General features: G+C 70.0%; 18 protein-coding genes. 17 read left to right on the top strand and 1 reads right to left on the bottom strand.

All coding sequences use genetic code 11. The annotated features are described in order from the left end of the window. Positions 1-26: 26 nt before the first annotated feature. From coaA to ABS642_RS08565, 14 genes are all read left to right on the top strand, one after another. Positions 27-971 (top strand): type I pantothenate kinase, encoded by a 945-nt coding sequence (coaA, locus tag ABS642_RS08630; RefSeq protein WP_282214250.1) that lies wholly within the window; start codon positions 27-29, stop codon positions 969-971. A 65-nt stretch (positions 972-1,036) separates the two neighbouring features. After that, positions 1,037-2,884: a glutamine--fructose-6-phosphate transaminase (isomerizing) gene (gene glmS / locus ABS642_RS08625; RefSeq protein ID WP_282214249.1), complete on the top strand. Its 1,848-nt coding sequence runs from the start codon at positions 1,037-1,039 to the stop codon at positions 2,882-2,884. A 123-nt stretch (positions 2,885-3,007) separates the two neighbouring features. Then, entirely contained in the window at positions 3,008-3,367 is a 360-nt protein-coding gene (locus ABS642_RS08620) for a holo-ACP synthase (RefSeq protein ID WP_350352992.1), read from the top strand. Then, on the top strand, positions 3,364-4,470 hold the full coding sequence (alr, locus tag ABS642_RS08615) for an alanine racemase (RefSeq protein WP_350352991.1): 1,107 nt from the start codon (positions 3,364-3,366) through the stop codon (positions 4,468-4,470). Before ABS642_RS08620 ends, alr begins: the two co-directional genes overlap by 4 nt. Further along, a complete protein-coding gene (gene tsaE / locus ABS642_RS08610; protein ID WP_350352990.1) occupies positions 4,467-4,949 on the top strand; it encodes a tRNA (adenosine(37)-N6)-threonylcarbamoyltransferase complex ATPase subunit type 1 TsaE in 483 nt (160 codons plus the stop codon). Before alr ends, tsaE begins: the two co-directional genes overlap by 4 nt. Beyond that, the gene (locus tag ABS642_RS08605) at positions 4,946-5,752 is read left to right on the top strand and encodes a response regulator transcription factor (protein WP_350352989.1); all 807 of its coding nucleotides are present in this window, start codon (positions 4,946-4,948) and stop codon (positions 5,750-5,752) included. The genes tsaE and ABS642_RS08605 overlap by 4 nt, the downstream gene beginning before the upstream one ends. Positions 5,753-5,959: 207 nt before the next feature. After that, the gene (locus tag ABS642_RS08600) at positions 5,960-7,558 is read left to right on the top strand and encodes a PAS domain-containing sensor histidine kinase (RefSeq protein ID WP_350352988.1); all 1,599 of its coding nucleotides are present in this window, start codon (positions 5,960-5,962) and stop codon (positions 7,556-7,558) included. Beyond that, positions 7,555-8,754: a hypothetical protein gene (locus ABS642_RS08595; protein WP_350352987.1), complete on the top strand. Its 1,200-nt coding sequence runs from the start codon at positions 7,555-7,557 to the stop codon at positions 8,752-8,754. The genes ABS642_RS08600 and ABS642_RS08595 overlap by 4 nt, the downstream gene beginning before the upstream one ends. Next, positions 8,751-9,368, top strand: coding sequence for a tRNA (adenosine(37)-N6)-threonylcarbamoyltransferase complex dimerization subunit type 1 TsaB (tsaB, locus tag ABS642_RS08590; RefSeq protein ID WP_350352986.1), 618 nt, complete (start codon positions 8,751-8,753; stop codon positions 9,366-9,368). Before ABS642_RS08595 ends, tsaB begins: the two co-directional genes overlap by 4 nt. Continuing rightward, positions 9,365-9,853, top strand: coding sequence for a ribosomal protein S18-alanine N-acetyltransferase (gene rimI / locus ABS642_RS08585; protein ID WP_350352985.1), 489 nt, complete (start codon positions 9,365-9,367; stop codon positions 9,851-9,853). The genes tsaB and rimI overlap by 4 nt, the downstream gene beginning before the upstream one ends. Continuing rightward, positions 9,850-10,929, top strand: a complete 1,080-nt coding sequence (gene tsaD, locus ABS642_RS08580; RefSeq protein WP_350352984.1) for a tRNA (adenosine(37)-N6)-threonylcarbamoyltransferase complex transferase subunit TsaD — start codon at positions 9,850-9,852, stop codon at positions 10,927-10,929. Before rimI ends, tsaD begins: the two co-directional genes overlap by 4 nt. Beyond that, complete coding sequence (locus tag ABS642_RS08575; protein ID WP_350352983.1) at positions 10,926-11,414, top strand: hypothetical protein; 489 nt, start codon at positions 10,926-10,928, stop codon at positions 11,412-11,414. Before tsaD ends, ABS642_RS08575 begins: the two co-directional genes overlap by 4 nt. Before the next feature lie 4 nt (positions 11,415-11,418). Next, positions 11,419-12,477, top strand: coding sequence for a hypothetical protein (locus ABS642_RS08570; RefSeq protein ID WP_350352982.1), 1,059 nt, complete (start codon positions 11,419-11,421; stop codon positions 12,475-12,477). Then, positions 12,461-13,699 carry a hypothetical protein gene (locus ABS642_RS08565; protein ID WP_350352981.1) on the top strand — a complete coding sequence of 413 codons (1,239 nt, stop codon included), beginning with the start codon at positions 12,461-12,463 and terminating at the stop codon, positions 13,697-13,699. Before ABS642_RS08570 ends, ABS642_RS08565 begins: the two co-directional genes overlap by 17 nt. Before the next feature lie 6 nt (positions 13,700-13,705). Here ABS642_RS08565 and ABS642_RS08560 read toward each other — a convergent pair whose 3' ends face one another. Then, positions 13,706-14,914, bottom strand: a complete 1,209-nt coding sequence (locus ABS642_RS08560) for a class I SAM-dependent methyltransferase (RefSeq protein WP_350352980.1) — start codon at positions 14,912-14,914, stop codon at positions 13,706-13,708. Positions 14,915-15,073: 159 nt separating this feature from the next. Here ABS642_RS08560 and groES point away from each other — a divergent pair, with 159 nt between their 5' ends. The 3 genes from groES to ABS642_RS08545 all read left to right on the top strand — a co-directional run bounded on the left by groES (position 15,074) and on the right by ABS642_RS08545 (position 17,866). Continuing rightward, positions 15,074-15,370: a co-chaperone GroES gene (gene groES / locus ABS642_RS08555; protein ID WP_046012430.1), complete on the top strand. Its 297-nt coding sequence runs from the start codon at positions 15,074-15,076 to the stop codon at positions 15,368-15,370. Positions 15,371-15,514: 144 nt separating this feature from the next. Further along, positions 15,515-16,450, top strand: coding sequence for an EamA family transporter RarD (gene rarD, locus ABS642_RS08550; RefSeq protein ID WP_350352979.1), 936 nt, complete (start codon positions 15,515-15,517; stop codon positions 16,448-16,450). 144 nt (positions 16,451-16,594) lie between these two features. After that, positions 16,595-17,866, top strand: a complete 1,272-nt coding sequence (locus ABS642_RS08545) for an ABC transporter substrate-binding protein (protein ID WP_282214234.1) — start codon at positions 16,595-16,597, stop codon at positions 17,864-17,866. Positions 17,867-18,031 lie beyond the last annotated feature (165 nt).

Below are 18,031 nucleotides of genomic sequence, written 5' to 3'. Positions count from 1 at the left end.
TACTCGTGCCCCGATACGATGGAAGAGTGACCACCGTCGACTCTGCGCAGCCGCTGTCTCCGTACCGCGAGATCGGTCGCGCGGAATGGGCACGCCTCGCCGCCGACCTCGATCAGCCTCTCAGCGAGACCGAGGTCGTCGAGGTCCGCGGCATCGGCGACCGGCTGAGCATGACCGAGGTCCGCGAGGTCTACCTGCCGCTCAGTCGTCTGCTCAGCCTCTACGCCACGTCGACCAAGCGCCTCGGCGCGGCGACCTCGTCGTTCCTGCAGGAGGACGACACCACGACGCCGTTCGTCGTAGGCGTCGCCGGGTCCGTCGCGGTCGGGAAGTCGACCATCGCACGTCTGCTGCGCGAGCTGATGAGTCGCTGGCCCGGCACGCCGCGGGTGGAGCTCGTCACGACCGACGGCTTCCTCTACCCGAACGCCGAGCTCGAGCGCCGCGGCCTGATGGAGCGCAAGGGTTTCCCGGAGTCGTACGATCGCCGCTCGCTGCTGGAGTTCCTCACCGAGGTGAAGAGCGGCGCCCCCGAGGTGCGCGCACCCTTCTACTCGCACATGCGCTACGACATCGTGCCCGATGCGCACGTCGTCGTGCGGCGGCCGGACGTCGTGATCGTCGAGGGACTGAACGTGCTGCAGCCGCCGCCCGCTCCCAACGACGTGGCGGTCAGCGACCTGTTCGACTTCTCGATCTTCGTCGACGCCGACACCTCCCACATCGAGAAGTGGTACGTCGATCGCTTCCTCGCCCTCCGCCAGGGCGCGTTCAGCAACCCGTCGTCGTACTTCAACGTCTTCGCGCACCTCACCGACGAGGAGGCGATCACGACGGCTTTGGGCTACTGGAACGAGATCAACATGCCGAACCTCGTCGAGAACGTGATGCCGACGAAGCACCGCGCAAGACTGGTTCTGAACAAGGGCGCCGACCACACCGTCGAATCCGTCCTTCTCCGCAAGCTCTGACCGCGGCATCCGCTCCGGATCTATTGTTCGGACGACTCGCAAAAGTTCCCGCTTATCTTTGAACCATGTGTGGAATCGTCGGATACGTGGGCCCGCGCCCCAGCCAGGACATCCTTCTCGCCGGCCTCGCCCGCCTCGAGTACCGCGGATATGACTCCGCCGGCGTCGCCGTCATCGACGGAGACGGCGCGCTCGGCATGCGCAAGAAGGCCGGCAAGCTCGCCAAGCTGCGCGACTCGCTCACCGACGCGCCGCTGCCCGACGGCTCGACCGGCATCGGGCACACGCGCTGGGCGACCCACGGCGGTCCGACCGATGTGAACGCCCACCCGCACCTCGCCGACGACGACAAGCTCGCCGTGATCCACAACGGCATCATCGAGAACTTCTCGGCCCTGCGCGGGGAGCTCCTCGCCGACGGCGTCGAGTTCCGCAGCGAGACCGACACCGAGGTGGCCGCGGCTCTCCTCGGTCGCGCATACGCAGACAACGGCGGCGACCTGCAGCTCGCGTTCCGCAGCGTCGTGAACCGCCTGGAGGGTGCGTTCACCCTGCTCGCCATGCACCAGGACCACCCGGGGCTCGTGGTCGGCGCTCGCCGCAACTCCCCGCTCGTGATCGGTCTGGGCGAGGGAGAGAACTTCCTCGGCTCCGACGTCGCCGCCTTCATCGAGCACACGCGCAAGGCTCTCGCCATCGGGCAGGACCAGATCGTCTCGATCACCCCGGATGCCGTCACCGTCACCGACTTCTTCGGACAGCCGGTCCAGGCCGAACCCTTCGACGTCTCCTGGGACGCCGCCGCCGCCGAGAAGGGCGGCTGGTCGAGCTTCATGGCCAAGGAGGTCGCGGAGCAGCCCGAGGCCGTCGCGAACACCATCCGCGGCCGCATCCAGGACGGTCAGGTCGTCATCCCCGAGCTCGACGGTCTCGACGAGCTCTTCGTCGGCATCAACCGCGTCATCATCACGGCGTGCGGCACGGCTTCCTACGCGGCGCTCGTCGGCAAGTACGCGATCGAGCAGTGGGCGCGCGTCGCGGTCGACGTCGAGCTCGCGCACGAGTTCCGCTACCGCGACCCGGTGATCGGCGCCGACACGCTCGTCGTCTCGATCAGCCAGTCGGGCGAGACCATGGACACGCTCATGGCCGTGAAGTACGCCCGCGAGCGCGGAGCCCGCACCCTGTCGATCTGCAACACGCAGGGCGCGACCATCCCGCGCGAGTCGGATGCCGTCGTCTACACCCACGCGGGTCCCGAGGTCGCCGTCGCATCGACCAAGGCGTTCTCGGCGCAGATCACCGCGCTGCTGCTGCTCGGCCTGCACATGGGCCGCGTGCGCGGCACGGTCGCCGACGCATCGGCCGACGTCGCCGAGCTCGCCGCCCTCCCGGAGAAGGTCGCCCGCGTCCTGGCGAGCGAGCAGGAGCACGTCACCCAGCTCGCCGGCTGGATGGCCGACACCCGCTCTGTGCTGTTCCTCGGTCGCCACGTCGGCTACCCGATCGCGCTCGAGGGTGCTCTCAAGCTCAAGGAGATCTCCTACATCCACGCGGAGGGCTTCGCGGCCGGTGAGCTCAAGCACGGTCCGATCGCGCTCATCGAGCCGGGTCAGCCCGTCTTCGTGCTGGTGCCGTCGCCCCGCCACTCGGCGCTCGTGCACTCGAAGGTCGTCTCGAACATCCAGGAGATCCGCGCCCGCGGTGCCCGGGTGATCGTGATCGCCGAAGAGGGCGACGCCGCGGTACTGCCGTTCGCCGACGAGGTCATCCACATCCCCCTCGCCGGCCCCATGTTCGAGCCGCTGCTCGCGGTCGTGCCGCTGCAGATCTTCGCCATGGCGCTCGCCACGGCCAAGGGACTCGACGTCGACCAGCCGCGCAACCTCGCGAAGTCCGTCACGGTCGAGTAGGCCGTCTCGCCGAGCCGCCCCTTTTGGTGCGAGCCGCCCCTTTTGACGCGTTCGTACCGGGGTGGCTCGCACACAAAGGGGGCGCTCAGTCGAAACGCCGAGACAGCTCGGTAGGCTGAACGGGTGATCATCGGGACCGGCATCGACCTCGTGGACATCCCGCGGTTCGAACGGACCATGGAGCGGACACCACGTCTGCGCGAGCGACTCTTCGCACCGGCGGAGCGCACGCTGCGGCTTCCGTCTCTCGCTGCCCGGTATGCGGCGAAGGAAGCACTGATCAAGGCGCTCGGAGGCTCCGACGGCGTGCACTGGACCGAGATCGAGATCGCCTCCGAACCCTCCGGCAAGCCGCACTTCGTCCTCTCGGGTTCCACGGCCGCCGTCGTGGAAGAGCGCGGCATCCTGACGCTCCACCTCACCCTCACCCACGACGCCGGTCTCGCCGCCGCGTTCGTCGTCGCCGAAGGAGCGCCGCTGTGACCGTCCCGTTCCGAGAAGCGACCATCGATCTCGACGCGATCGCCGACAACGTGCGGCACTTCCGTCGGCTGACGGGCGTCGAGGTCATCGCCGTCGTCAAGGCGAATGCGTACGGCCACGGGGCAGCAGCCACCGCCGTCGCCGCGCTGTCCGCCGGTGCGACCCGGATCGGCGTCGCCGAGATCCCCGAGGCGCTGGAGCTCCGCAGGCAGGGTGTGCACGCCCCGATCCTGGCGTGGCTGCACGCGCCGGGGGAGCGGTTCGAGCGCGCCGCCGCCGAGAACATCGAACTCGGGATCTCCTCCTTCGATCAGCTCGAGGCCGCGGCGGCCGCAGCGACGGTCGACAGACCGGTCGGCGTGCACCTCAAGTTCGAGACCGGACTCTCGCGCAACGGCATTGCCCCGGCGGACTGGGCGCGAGTGCTCGCGGAGGCCGCCCGGCTCGAGCGGATCGGCCGCCTGCGCATCGTCGGTCTGTTCAGCCACCTCTCGAACACCTCGCCGGAGGACGACAGGGCCGCTCTCGCACGTTTCGAGGAGGGCGTCGCAGCCGCGGCGTCCTTCGGCATCCGTCCGGAGATCCGGCACATCGCCGCGACCGCTGCCGCGATCGACATGCCGGAGATGCGCCTCGACGCCGTGCGCATCGGCATCGGACTGTACGGACTCTCGCCGTTCGACGACCGCCGCTCGTCCGAACTGGGGCTGCGTCCCGCGATGACGCTGCGCGGGTCGATCGCGGCCGTGCGCCGGGTGAGCGCCGGCGCCGGCGTCTCCTACGGGTACGATCACCGCACCGAGCGCGACACCACGCTGGTGCTCGTCCCTCTCGGATACGCCGACGGCGTCCCGCGCAGCGGCTCCGGCAGGCTTCCCGTATCCATCGCCGGGCGGCGCTTCCTCAACGTGGGCCGCGTCGCGATGGACCAGTTCGTCGTCGACGTCGGAGACACCCCGGTCTCGATCGGTGACGAGGTCGTGCTGTTCGGCGATCCGACGCTCGGCGTGCCCTCGGCGGCGGAGTGGGCGGATGCCGCAGGCACGATCAACTACGAGATCGTCACGCGCATCGGCCACCGCGTGCCGAGGCGGACGTCATGAGCGTCGATCCGGCCTTCCTCGGGCGGCGCGAGATCGCCACATCGGACGAGATGGAGCACCTCGGGCGCCGCATCGGCGCGCAGCTGGAGGCAGGAGATCTGCTGATCCTCACCGGTCCGCTCGGAGCGGGGAAGACGACCTTCACGCGCGGCCTCGCCGAGGGCCTGGGCGTGCGCGGACCGGTGCAGAGCCCGACCTTCGTGATCGCACGCACGCACCCGTCTCTGGTCGGGCGTGCGCCTCTCGTGCACGTGGACGCGTATCGTCTCGGATCCGCCGCCGAGCTCGACGACCTCGACCTCGACCTCGACCGATCGGTGGTCGTGATCGAGTGGGGGCGCGGGATGGCCGAGGAGCTCGCGGATTCGTGGTGGGACATCGAACTGGAGCGCCCGGTGGGCGGCGACGACATCGACGCCTCGGAGCTGGATGCCGACGCCCCGCGGGTCGTCACGATCCGTCAGGAGGGCGCATCGTGAGCGAACGGGTCACCGGGGCTCTCGTCGCCGTGATCATCGAGGACGACGTCGACGTGAGGTCGTTGCTCGACGAGGTCTTCCGCGCGGCCGGTTTCCGCACGATCCTCGCCGGTTCGGGTCTCGAGGGTCTCGCCGCGATCGAGGAGCACGGTCCGGTCATCACGACGCTCGACATCAACCTCCCGGGGATCGACGGCTTCGAGGTCGCCCGTCGCATCCGCCGGATCAGCTCGACGTTCATCATCATGCTGTCCGCGCTGGCCGATGAGTCGGATGTCGTGCTCGGGCTGACCTCGGGCGCGGACGAGTACCTGGTCAAGCCGTTCCGGCCGCGGGAACTCCGAGCCAGGATCGAGGCGCTGCTCCGCCGCCCGCGCAGCGAGGATCCGCGGAGCGTGCCGGCATCGCGCACCGTGGCCGACGTTCCACCCGCACCGAGCGCCGATGCGACGGTCCTGACGTGGCGGGGCATGGTGCACCGCGACCTCAGCCTCGACCTCGACACCCGGATCGTCCTCGTGGGACAGCGGCGGATCGATCTCACGCCGACGGAGTTCGAGCTGCTCGCGGCGCTCCTCACGGCGCAGCGGAGGGTGTGCAGCAAGGCGGAGCTGGCTCTCGGTCTCCGCGGCATTCCTCCCGGAGGAACCGGGCACGTCAGCGAACCCGACAAGCGCGCGATCGAGACGCACATCGCGAACCTGCGCCGGAAGATCGGCGACAGCTCCGCCGAGCCGGAGTACATCGAGACCGTGCGCGGCGTCGGTTACCGTCTCACTCCCGCGGACGACGACACGCGGTAGTTCTGCTGGTGAGGCCGCGGCTCCCCAGCCGCGGCCTCAACGCCTGCGAATCCCCTAACTCGCGCGGCCCAGCGCCTGCGAATCCCCAGTCGCAGAGTCAGCCCCCACACAGCAGGCTAGAGCCGAGACACGGCCTGAAGAGCGCAGTGACCCGATCTTTGAGTAATCTTGCGTGAAAGCTGAGGATCGACCGGAGGGCGGGCGAGGATGATCCGCACGGTCTCGATCTGGCGATGGCAGCTGGTGTTCACGGCGAGCATCGTGGCAATCGTCGTCATGATCACCGCGTTGACGCCGGAGACCCTCGGGATTCCGCTGTTCATCGCGGGACTCGCTCTCGTCGTCGTCACGACGCTGGTCGCGTTCGCGGTGCCCTGGCAGCGGCTGCCGCGCCGGGCGGTGGTCGTCCTGCCGCTGCTCGACACCCTCGCTGTCGGCCTCGCCACAAGTGCACCCGACATCCGGCTCGGGCTGCTCTGGGTCTTCCCCGTCACGTGGCTCGCCACCTACTTCACGATGCACTGGGTGCTCGTCGGCGTGGCCTTCTGCGGGGTCTGCCTCGTTCTGTTCGCCGAGCGCACCGGTGATACCGCCGATCTTCTGCTGCGCATCCTCACCGTCATCATCACGCTGAGCTTCCTCGGCGTCACGGTGCGCATCGGCTCGCAGCGGGCGCGGGCCGCACGGCGCCTCCTCGAGCGGCGCTCGGAGCAGGTGAACCGCGCGGCCGAGCGGGCCGAGACCAACCAGCGCCGGGTCACTCAGATCATCGACGCGCTGGGCGTGGCTCTCGTCGTGGTCGCCGGAGACGGCCGGATCCTGCAGATGAACGACGCCTACCGCGCGCTCTACGGCCGCGACCGCTTCGGCGAGGCGCTCCCGTCCACAGCGGTCGAGTACGACCGTCGGCGCGGCGCCGCCGTGCCGCCGGGCCGCACGACCCTGGCGCGCGCCGCGAACGGCGAGCAGCTGCAGGCCGAACGGGTCTGGCTCTTCGACAGTGAGGGGCAGTGGCATGCGCTCCAGGTGAACACGCAGACGATCGCCGGTGCCAAGGAGGGCGCGCACGTCACGCTGGTCATGATCGACGACGTCACCGAGCTGCTGGAGGCGGCCGAGGAGCGCCGCGCGCTGGCCGCCGTCGTGTCGCACGAGCTGCGCAATCCGCTCACGGCCATCATCGGTCACGTCGACCTGCTGCTGGAGCGGGATGATCTCGCCCCGCAGGTCACCGCGCAGCTCGAGGTCATCGCCAACGCGGGGGAGCGCATGGAGGACCTCGTGGCGAGCACGCTGGAGACGACGCGGAGCGCGCCGGCGGAGCCGTTCGAACCGGTCGAACTGCGCGAGGTCGTCGAGGCGTCGGCGGCGTCCTATGCACCGCTCATCTCCGGCGGCAGACAGGAGCTCGAGATCAGCGGAGCGGAGAGCCTCGTCATCTACGGCGACGCGTTCCGTCTGCGTCAGGTGCTCGACAACCTGCTGAGTAACGCCGTCAAGTACACGCCGGCCGGCGGCCGCATCACGGTTCGGCTCGGCTCGGCTGCCGACGGACAGGCCGAGCTCGTCATCCGCGACACCGGGTCCGGCATCGCGCCCGACGAGCTGCCGCGCGTGTTCGATCCCTATTTCCGCACCGACCGAGCCGTCCTGGCAGGTATCGCGGGCACCGGACTCGGCATGGGCATCGCCCGCGGCATCGTCGAGGCCCATGAAGGAAGCATCGTCGTGGAGAGCGCCCTCGGGGCCGGCACGACCATCACCCTGCGTTTCCCGCAACGGCGAGTGAAAGAGGTCCTGGCATGATCGTGCCCGCCCACGTGCCCGTCCACGTCGACATCACGACCAGCATGGTCGCCGTCGTGACGGTTCTGGCCGCCTTGGTGTTCACGCTGGCGACGCTGGCGCGTCCGAGCAGGGCGACGGTCACCTGGGGAGCCGCGTTCGGTCTCGGCGTGCTCGGCGCCTATCTCTGGCTCGCCGGGAACCAGACCGCGGATCCTCTGATGAGAGCCGCGGCGTCGGGCCTGCTGCTGTGCTTCGAGCCGCTCGTCTGGATCGGGCTGCGGATGCACCTGCGCAGGCGGGTCATCTGGTGGCCTGTCGCGGTCTACCTGCTGATCGTCCCGTCGCTGCTGGTGGTGACGGTGAAGACCCCGGTGTATCTGCCCACGTTCCACACCGTGTTCCTCGTGAGCGGCGTCTTCGCCGCCTTCGTCGCCTACGAGCTCCTACGACGGCAACCCGGCCCGCGCGACATCCTCCTGCCGCTCGGCCTCGCCTCGTGCGCGTTCCTCGTGGTCGCGGCGGCCGCCGCCGTGGCGGCCGTGCTGAATCAGGGAGTGAGCGCCGACGAGCAGCTCAGCACGCTGCGCGGGATGAACGCGGTGGGAACGCTCGTGCTGAGCACGTGCGCCGCCTTCACCCTGGTGCTGCTGGTCAGGGCGGAGGCGACGCCCCCTTCGGCCATCGACGCCGCGATCGAACGCGCTCGGTGGCGTCTGCAGAAGGCCGGTGCCCAGAACGAGCAGGTCTGGTCCATCCTCGACGTGCGCCTGGACGACCCCGCCGATCTGCGGGAGGCCTCGACCGGCTCCGCCTTCGCGATGATCGCGAACCGGTTCCACGACGACATCCAGGACGCGCTTCCCGCTGCCGCCGACGCCATCCGGATCGACGACACCCGGGCGATCGTCATCATCCGAGGGAGCGAGGAAGCGATCCAGTTCCACATGCGGGACATCCTGACCCGCATCTCGACCATCGAGCGCGACGCGCCCGTCGAGGGCATCAGAGCGTCGGCGAGCATCGGCTGGGCGACGGTGGCGACCGCCGGATACGACTACGACGCGCTGGCCACCGCGGCAGGATCAGCGGCGGTCCGTGCCCGCGCGGCAGGCGGAGACCGATGGAAGCGCGCGACGACGTCGGATGCTCCGCCCGCGGAGGTCGAGTCCTCCGCGACCAGGCCCCCGGCCGGCCGGACTACCCTGGAGAGGTGATCCTCGCCGTCGACACCTCCCTGGGCACCGCCGTCGCCCTCATCGACGCCGACGGGACCCGGCGCGCCGAGGCGGGGACCGCGGATCCTCTCGGACACGCCGAGGTCATCGGCGTCCTGCTCGCCGAGGTGCTCGCCGACGCCGGCCCCGGCGACATCACGCATGTCGTCGCCGGCATGGGCCCCGGCCCCTTCACCGGCCTCCGCATCGGCATCGCCGCCGCCCGCGCGTTCGCGCTCGGCCGCGGCATCCCGGTGGTCGCCGTCCCCAGTCACCTCGCCGCCGCGCTGACCGCTCTCGAGACGGCGTCCGGGCCGTTCGCGATCGTCACCGATGCCCGCCGACGCGAAGTCGCCATCACGGTCTTCGACGGAGCGGATGCCGACGGCATCCCGCGCGTCATCGCGGAGACCGTCCTCGTCAAGGCCGTCGATGCGGATGCGCATCTCGCGGGAGTCCGACGCATCGACGTCCCGACGCTCTCCGGAGCCGACCTGGCTTGCGTGGGTGCGCGCGCGCTCGGCGCCGGACGCACGCTCACGGGCGACGAGCCCCTCTACATGCGCCACCCCGACGTGACCATGCCCGGAGCCCCCAAGAAGGTCGGATCATGACGCTCCGCAGCGCCACCCCGGCGGACCTCGACGCGATCATGCTGATCGAGCACCGGTCGTTCCCGACGGATGCGTGGAGTGCCGAGACCATGGCCGCGGAGCTCGCCAGCCCGCACGGGCAGTACCTGGTCGATGAGAGCGACGGCATCGTCATCGGCTACGGCGGCGTGCGCGCTCTGCAGGGCAGCCCGGATGCCGACATCCAGACCATCGCCCTCGTCGCCGAGCACCGCGGAGAGGGTCGAGGGCGCGCCCTGCTGCGCGCCCTGCTGGCGTCTGCACGCGAGCGCGGCGCTCGCGAGGTGTTCCTCGAGGTCAGGGCGGACAACCCCTCGGCGGCCGGCCTGTATCTCGCCGAGGGTTTCGAGGAGATCGGCAGGCGCCCTCGCTACTATCAGCCGGACGACGTGGATGCCATCGTCATGCGGCGCGACCTGCGCCGGCATCCGCTGTCCGCCGATGAGCCGGAGGAGGCGAACGCATGAGTGAGCCTCTGGTGCTGGGCATCGAGACGAGCTGCGACGAGACCGGGATCGGCATCGTCCGCGGACGCACGCTGCTGTCGAACACCATCGCCTCGAGCATGGACGAGCACGCGCGCTTCGGCGGCGTCGTCCCCGAGGTGGCAGCTCGTGCGCACCTCGAGGCGCTGCAGCCGTCGATCGACGCGGCGCTGGCCGAGGCCGGGGTGACCCTCGACGACCTCGACGCCGTCGCGGTGACCAGCGGACCGGGGCTCGCGGGCGCGCTGATGGTCGGTGTCGGAGCGGCGAAGGGCCTCGCCGTGTCGCTCGGCAAGCCGCTGTACGCCGTCAACCATCTCGTCGGGCACATCGCCGCCGACATCCTCACTCCGGACGCCGAGCCGCTCGAGTACCCGACCATCGCACTGCTGGTGTCCGGTGGGCACACCTCCCTGCTGCACGTGCGCGATCTCACCACCGACGTCGAGCTGCTCGGCGAGACCGTGGACGACGCCGCGGGAGAGGCCTTCGACAAGGTGGCCCGACTCCTCTCGCTGCCCTATCCGGGCGGTCCGGAGATCGACCGCGCTGCGCTCGAAGGCGACCCGGACGCGATCCGCTTCCCGCGCGGGCTCTCCCGCGCCTCCGATCTGGCGAAGCACCGCTACGACTTCTCGTTCTCCGGGCTGAAGACCGCCGTCGCCCGCTGGGTCGAGCGGTTCGAGGCCGACGAGGCGAACCAGGGCACGGCCGTCCCCGTGGCGGATATCGCGGCGAGCTTCCGGGAGGCGGTCGTCGACGTGCTGGTCACCAAGGCGCTCGCCGCCTGTGCCGATCTCGGTGTTCCCCGTCTGCTGCTCGGCGGCGGCGTGATCGCGAATCGTCGGCTGCGCCAGGTGGCACTCGAGCGCGCCGAGGCGGCCGGCGTGACCGTGCGGATCCCGCCCCTCTCGCTGTGCACCGACAACGGCGCGATGATCGCGGTGCTCGCCGCAGAGCTGATCTCTTCGGGGCGCGGCCCGTCGACGCTCGCGTTCGGCGCGGACTCCACTCTGCCGGTGACGGAGATCCAGGTCGCGGAAGCGGTTCCCGCATGAGCGACGTCCCGCGTAGACCGGACGAGGACGGAACCCCACCGACGCCCCGCACGAGCATCGAGCGGCCCAGCGGCGAGGTCGAGCAGCCCGCGGGAGCGACCAGGATCCCGGGCGCGCGCCGAGACGGCTATGCGAAGCTCCCGACGGGGCCGGTCGGCATCGAGCCCGTGGTCGTGAGCGGCCCCGACCTCGACGCCGTCGATGACACCGAGTGGGAGCCCGCGACGGACGCCACCGTGATCGACGACACCCGGCTGGCGCCCTGGGCCCTGCTGGCAGCGATCGTCGCGCTGGGAACATCCTTCTTCGTCGGCTGGGGCATTCCGGTCGCCGTCGTCTCGGTCGTCGCCGCGATCATGTCGCTGCGCCGCCCGGTCGAGAGCCGCGCGATCGGCCGCTGGGCACTGGTGCTCGGGCTCTGCGCGACGGTCTACAGCCTGGGCTGGCTCGTGTGGGCCGGTATGCAGTTCGAGCGGCTCGGATAGCAGGATGCAGGACGCCGAGGAGCTCGCGGAGATGCGCGCACTGCAGGCGCGGGCGTACGGGCGTGACGGCGACCTCTCGCACGCCGAGGCCGCGCGCCTGCGTGCACTCCAGGCGCGAGCGGTCGAGCGCCGTGAGGACCGCGTGATCGGGATCGCTGAGCCCGTCGCTCCGGAACCAGCCGCTGCCCCGGAACGCGCCACTGCGATGACCGCCCAGACCGCCCAGGACCCGGTGGACGAGGCCCCGGCCGCAGCATCCGCTCCCGCTCCACGGCGCGTGCACGTGCGGTGGATCGCGCTCGCCGCGGTGGCCGTGCTCCTGTGCGGGGTCGGCCTCGGATGGCTCCTGTTCGGTCAGATCCGTTCCGAGGCGATCACCCTGACATCCGAGCAGAGGGAGTGGCAGAACGCTCTGCTGGCCGAGGCCGAGTACGACCCGTCATCGGTCCGCGCTCTCGCCGTCGAGGAGGGTGTCGTCGTCTGGGCCGCGACGAAGGACGGGGGCAGGCGCACCTGCCTGATCCTGGGCGACGGCGAGTCGACCGTTCCGAACTGTCAGCTCACCGAGGCGGTCGCCGGTTCCGGCATGGTCGGGTCGATCATCGTCGACGCCGACGGCGGCTCGCAGCGCGAGGTCACCGCCCAGGTGCTGTTCGCCGCGTCGGGGGAGCCTGCCGTCGCGGTCAGCAGCTACGACTACAGCTCGGGAGCCACCGGAATCATCTATGCGAACGAGAACGAGACGCGCATCGCCGAGAAGCTCGCCGACGAGGGGTTCGATCCGCACTCGATCTGGGTGGCCGGCTACGACGGCGACGTGCCGATCTGGACCGCCATGCAGGTCGATTCACCCGGCACATGCCTCATCTACGACGGCTCCATGTCTCCGTCCCCGATGGTCTGCGCCGACCCGCAGACCATCGTCGAACAGGGGGCGGGGCTGGTCCTGAACGTCGTCGACCCGCAGACCGGCGCCGCGACCACGTACGAGTTCTCGCCGACCGGTCCGTCGTACCTCGTGATCACCCGGGAGCGAGGTGAGCTCGGTGCCGGAGGGGACTGAAGGCGAGGAGCGGTCGCGGCTGCTGCGGAAGGCGTACGCGCGCGACGGAGGGCTGACGGATGCCGAGGCGCGGCGACTGCGCGACCTCGAGGATGCGCGGCCGGCCCTGATGGTCTCCACCGCGGCGCCGGAGCCGTCGGCACGTGCGGCCGAGCCGCCGGCGCTCATCGATCGGGAGCACGTACCGCCACGCACCCCGGTGCCGGGGGAGGTCGGCCCCGCGACGGGGACCGCCGCCGCACCGCGTGCCGAACCGCCGGGCGAACCTCGCGCCGAACCGCGTGCGGAGACGCGGCGCGAGCGGTGGCAGCGGACCTGGCTCGAGGTGCCGCGACGTCGGTGGGTCCTCGTGGCTGCGGCATCCGCTCTGCTGCTCGCGATCGGCGTGGGCACGGGCTGGGTGCTCTTCGGGAAGCGCCCCGAGGTCATCCCTCTCAGCGAGGACCAGCAGCAGAGACGACTCGAGCTGTATGACCAGGGCGAGTACGACCCGGGCACGCTGCGCGCCGTCGGCCAGGACGAGGACGCCCTGGTCTGGTACGGCACGAGGGAGGACGGACGACTGGTCTGCGTGGTGATGGACGTGGGGGAGGAGTCCTCCGACTCGTGCCAGGATCGCGACGATGTGGGGCCGTTCGGACTCTCGACGTTCGTGATGGTGCCGGACCCGGGCGATGCGGACGTCGATCCTGCCGTCGTCTCCGGCACCAGCGTGAACGTCTACATGATGTTCTCGACGGCCGGCGAGCCCATGGTCTCGATCCAGCGGTGGACGCCGAGCGTCACCATGGTGAACCAGTTCCAGGGCGAGGAGCGCGCCAGGGCGACGGAGCTGTTCGAGCAGGGGTTCTCGATGGGCCTGTCGCTCGTCGGCTACTTCCAGGACCAGCCCGTGTGGCTGGGATCCCGATTCGCCGACGGCGACGACGCCGGGTCGTTCGAGCACTGCATGATCATCGATGCCCCCGACGAGCCCCCGGTGTGCAGCACGACGTTCGACCTGCCCGGTGCCGGGCTCTTCGCGGTGGTCGACGGGATCGACGGCGGGCTCCCCGTCTCCTGGACGATCGGCGTGCAGAACACGCAGAACCAGACCCCGTTCCTCACCATCACGCGGGACTCGTCGTTCTCCTCCCCGATCACCCCCGGCGACACCGTGCGCATCGAGTCGCCGCCCGGCGACCCGATCAGGGTCGAGGCGCCGGGAGACTCCGACGAGTGACGGCCGTCAGGCCGGGGCGGGAACGCGATCGGCGAGGATCGCACGGCGCTGGTCACCCACCCGGACGAGGATCAGGGTGGCCTCCGCGTCCCCGCGCAACGCGAGCTTCTTCCGGAAGGCCGCGGGGTCGACGTCCATGCCGCGCTTCTTGATCTCGAGCCGGCCGATGCCGTTCGCCTTCAGCACGGCGTTGATCGCCTTGGGGGTGGCCGGCATGGTCTCGCGCACGCGGAACGACTGCACGAAGGGGCTCGTCAGCGCGGCATCCGACGTCAGGTACGCGATGTGCTCGTCGAGCATCCCGGCGTCGAGGCTCCGCGCGACGTCGCCGATGAGCCGCGCACGGATGACCGCGCCGTCGGGCTCGTGCAGGAAGGCGCCGAGTTCGCGCACGGGGGCGTCCTCGGCATCGGCTCCCGCGGTGAGCTCGTGCGAGCGCTCGCCGCGGATCACGAGGGCAGCCCGGCGTACGCCTTCCCGCGCGAGCGCGCCGCTCCACACCACCAGCTCGACCACGCTGCCGTCGGCGCTCACCCACTGCGCCTCGCCGTCGGACGGGAGCGCGTCGCGGTCGTGAGCCGGTCCGAGCTTGATGCCCGTCGGCATCCGCGCGGCGACGTCGAGGGCCCAGTCCAGGGAGGGAGAGTAGTCGTCGGAGGACACGCGTCGTGTCTCGCTGTGCCCCGCGGTGCGCCGCGCAGGGTCCATCCACACGGCGCCATGCTCCTCGCCGGGCGCATCGAGAGCGTTCTCCGCCGTGCTGTGACGGACGACGGCCGTATCCCCGAAGGGCGCGAGGTTGTAGGCGGCGATCACCGACGTCACCTCGTCGGCGTCGACCGCCAGCACGTCGAGGCCCGCACCGGCGAAAGCGAGGGCATCTCCGCCGATGCCGCAGCCGAGGTCGGAGACCCGCGTGATGCCAGAGCTGCGGATGCGCTGCGCGTGCCGTGCCGCGACCGCGAGTCTCGTCGCCTGCTCGAGCCCGGCGCGGGTGAAGAGCATCCGGCCGGCGAACGCGCCGAACTTCGTCGTCGCCCGGAAGCGCAGGTGCGCCTGACCGACCACGGCCGAGACCAGTTCGGGGGAGTGCCCTGCCGCGCGGAGCCGCGAGACGGCGCGGGCGACCTCAGCGGTCGATTCGATGGGCCCCAGCTCGTCGAGCAGCCCGAGCCCCTCGGGGGTCAGCAGGGCACGCAGCTCGGACATCTCCACGCCCTCAGCCTAATTCCCCCGCTCTCGCCGCCGAGACGGACCTGGCGCTGGCACTCGCATTGCATGAGTGCCAGCCGAGCGCCTAGACTGGATTAGCACTCTCGGGTTGAGAGTGCGAACAAGTCTTTCGTGTCAGCGTCAAGAAAGAAGAGGTAGACCGTGTCGGTTTCCATCAAGCCGCTCGAGGACCGCATCGTCATCCAGCAGGTCGAGGCCGAGCAGACCACCGCGAGTGGCCTGGTCATCCCCGACACTGCCAAGGAGAAGCCCCAGGAGGGCGAGGTCATCGCCGTCGGCCCCGGCCGCATCGATGACAACGGCAACCGCGTTCCGATCGACGTCGCCGTCGGCGACCGTGTCCTGTACAGCAAGTACGGCGGCACCGAGGTGAAGTTCGGCGCAGACGAGTACCTCGTCCTGTCGGCTCGCGACGTCCTCGCGGTCGTCGTCCGCTGAACCAGCGTTCCTCGGAAGGGGCTCGGATGCTGCGGCATCCGGGCCCCTTCTGCATCCCGCCACTCGGCGTCGGTTTTCTGCCGGACTCCTCCGGACCGTCGCCCTGCGGCGCCGAGCACCGCCCGCGCGACATAGGGTTGTGCAGTGCACCCTGAGACGACGACCCGCGCCACTCGGACCGCCGGAGTCGCCTACGCCGGGGGCGCGTATCTGCTCTGGGGGATCCTCCCGCTCTACTTCCTCCTGCTCGTGCCCACCGGGCCCTGGGAGGTCGTCGCGTGGCGCGTGCTGCTGTCGCTGGTCTTCTGCCTCCTGCTGCTGACGGTGACTCGCGGCTGGGCGGCCTTCGGCGTCATCCTGCGGCAGCCGAAGCTGCTCGGCTGGACGGCGCTCGCCGGCCTCCTCATCTACGTCAACTGGCAGGTGTTCGTCCTCGGCACGCTCACCGGCCACGTCGTCGAGACCAGCCTCGGCTACTTCATCAACCCGATCACCACGGTGCTGCTCGGCGTCTTCGTGCTCAAGGAGCGCATCCGCCGTCTGCAGTGGGCGGCCATCGCCATCGCCGCGATCGCGGTCGTCGTGATCGTCGTCGCCTACGGCGCCTTCCCGTGGATCGCGCTGTCGCTGACGGCCTCCTTCGGCGTCTACGGGCTGATCAAGAAGAAGATCGGGCCGGCCGTCGACGCGGTGAGCGGTCTGACGCTGGAATCGTTCTGGCTGATCCCGATCGCCGTCGTGCAGCTGATCATCGTGGCGCAGACGCCCGCCGGCATCACGATGGGGGCGAACGGCTGGGGTCACGCCCTCGTGCTCGGATTCGCCGGCGTGGTCACGGCGGTGCCGCTGCTGCTGTTCGCGGCAGGTACGCGACGCATCGATCTCACGGTGATCGGCATGATCCAGTTCGTCACCCCGGTGATGCAGTTCATCATCGGCGTCGCGGTCCTCGGCGAGCCGATGCCGGCCGAGCGATGGGCCGGATTCATCATCGTCTGGATCGCGATCGTCGTCTTCGTGGTGGACCTCGTCCTGGCCGCCCGACGTGGCCGCGCGGTCGCGAAGCCCGAATCGCTCTGATTCCCGGTTCCGCTGCGCACCGGACTCGGTGTCGGATCGTTAACGCACCGAAACATGAGCGACCCCTGTCGGCGTGTCCCACGCTCTAGTGTTAGAGCACCCGATCGTGGTCACAATCCGCGCTCAGTTACGCAAGGGAGCAACATGAACGTATTGAAGGGTTCGCGCAGCGCGAAGGTCTTCGCGGGGATCGCGCTGCTCAGCGCATCCGCCATCGTCATCGCCGGCTGCAGCACGCCGAACGCCGAGCCCTCGGACGGCGGTGGAGACAAGCCCGCAGCCGACCTGACGCTCAAGCTCGGTTCGCTGCTGCCGCAGACCGGCTCGCTGTCGTTCCTCGGCCCGCCCATGGAATCCGGCGTCGGACTCGCCGTGTCCGAGGTCAACGAGGCCGCCGCCGGCGTCACCATCGACCTGACCGCCGAGGACGAGGGCGACACCGACACCAAGGCGTACGAGACCTCGATCACCAAGCTCCAGGGCGCGGGCGTCACCGCCATCGTCGGCGCTGCCGCATCCGGCGTCTCCCGCCTGATCCTCGACGGCAACGTGAGCGCAGGCATCCTGCAGATCTCCGCGTCGAACACCGGTCCGGACTTCACCGACTGGGACGACAAGGGACTCTACTTCCGCACCGCGCCCAGCGACCTGCTGCAGGGCGAGGTCCTCGGCAACCTGATCGCCGAAGACGGACACAAGACGCTCGGCGTCATCTACCAGAACGACGCCTACGGCACGGGTCTGTTCGACAACATCAAGTCGACGTTCGAGGGCGCGGGTGGCGAGGTCGTCGCCGACGCCTCGTACAACGTCGGTGACGGTCAGTTCGACGCCCAGGTCGAGACGATCAAGGCAGCCAACCCGGATGCCGTCGCGATCGTGTCGTTCGACCAGTTCAAGACCATCGCCCCGCTGCTGCAGAACGCCGGCATCACGCCGGACAAGTGGTACCTGGTCGACGGAAACCTGTCCGACTACGGCTCCTCGCCCGACACGAACTTCTCGTTCTCGCTCGAGGGCGCGCAGGGCACCAAGCCGGGCCCGGCGCTCGAAGACGACTTCACCGATCGTCTGCAGACGTTCTGGACGGGTGAGGGCAACCCCGAGGTCAACGACTTCACGTACGCCGCTGAGGCCTACGACGCCGTCGTCCTCGTCGCTCTCGCATCGCTCGCGGCCGGTTCCACCGAGGGCGCGGACATCGCGGCCAAGATGGCTGAGGTCTCCGGCGGCACCGGTGACGGTGAGAAGTGCACCAGCTTCGCTGACTGCGCCAAGATCATCAACGACGGTGGCACGGCCGACTACGACGGCTACTCCGGCGAGGTCACGTTCGACGAGAACGGCGACCCCCAGGGTGCCTCGATCGGTACCTACAAGTACGGTGCTGACAACCTGATCACCCGCACGAACTGATCACACAGACGAAGGCCCCGGATGACTCATCCGGGGCCTTCGCCGTGCGCTCGGCCCGTCGACAGGCTCAGCCCTCCGACAGGCTCAGCCCTTCGACAGGCTCAGGGACCCAGCCTCTGGGCCGCTGAGCCTGTCGAAGCGTCCTGGCACGGAAGAGGGGCGGAT

This window comes from Microbacterium sp. A8/3-1 (assembly GCF_040267695.1).
In the GTDB taxonomy this organism is placed as follows: domain Bacteria; phylum Actinomycetota; class Actinomycetes; order Actinomycetales; family Microbacteriaceae; genus Microbacterium; species Microbacterium luteolum.
Note: the sequence above shows the minus strand (reverse complement) of the source record. Positions and strands in the feature narration are given on the sequence as shown.

Bases quoted from the DNA above. Each gene is read 5' to 3' on its own strand.
- rimI (WP_350352985.1), top strand. From the start codon at position 9,365: ATGACGCTCCGCAGCGCCACCCCGGCGGACCTCGACGCGATCATGCTG.
- tsaD (WP_350352984.1), top strand. From the start codon at position 9,850: ATGAGTGAGCCTCTGGTGCTGGGCATCGAGACGAGCTGCGACGAGACC.
- ABS642_RS08600 (WP_350352988.1), top strand. From the start codon at position 5,960: ATGATCCGCACGGTCTCGATCTGGCGATGGCAGCTGGTGTTCACGGCG.
- glmS (WP_282214249.1), top strand. From the start codon at position 1,037: ATGTGTGGAATCGTCGGATACGTGGGCCCGCGCCCCAGCCAGGACATC.
- ABS642_RS08575 (WP_350352983.1), top strand. From the start codon at position 10,926: ATGAGCGACGTCCCGCGTAGACCGGACGAGGACGGAACCCCACCGACG.
- ABS642_RS08595 (WP_350352987.1), top strand. From the start codon at position 7,555: ATGATCGTGCCCGCCCACGTGCCCGTCCACGTCGACATCACGACCAGC.
- tsaE (WP_350352990.1), top strand. From the start codon at position 4,467: ATGAGCGTCGATCCGGCCTTCCTCGGGCGGCGCGAGATCGCCACATCG.
- ABS642_RS08545 (WP_282214234.1), top strand. From the start codon at position 16,595: ATGAACGTATTGAAGGGTTCGCGCAGCGCGAAGGTCTTCGCGGGGATC.
- ABS642_RS08570 (WP_350352982.1), top strand. From the start codon at position 11,419: ATGCAGGACGCCGAGGAGCTCGCGGAGATGCGCGCACTGCAGGCGCGG.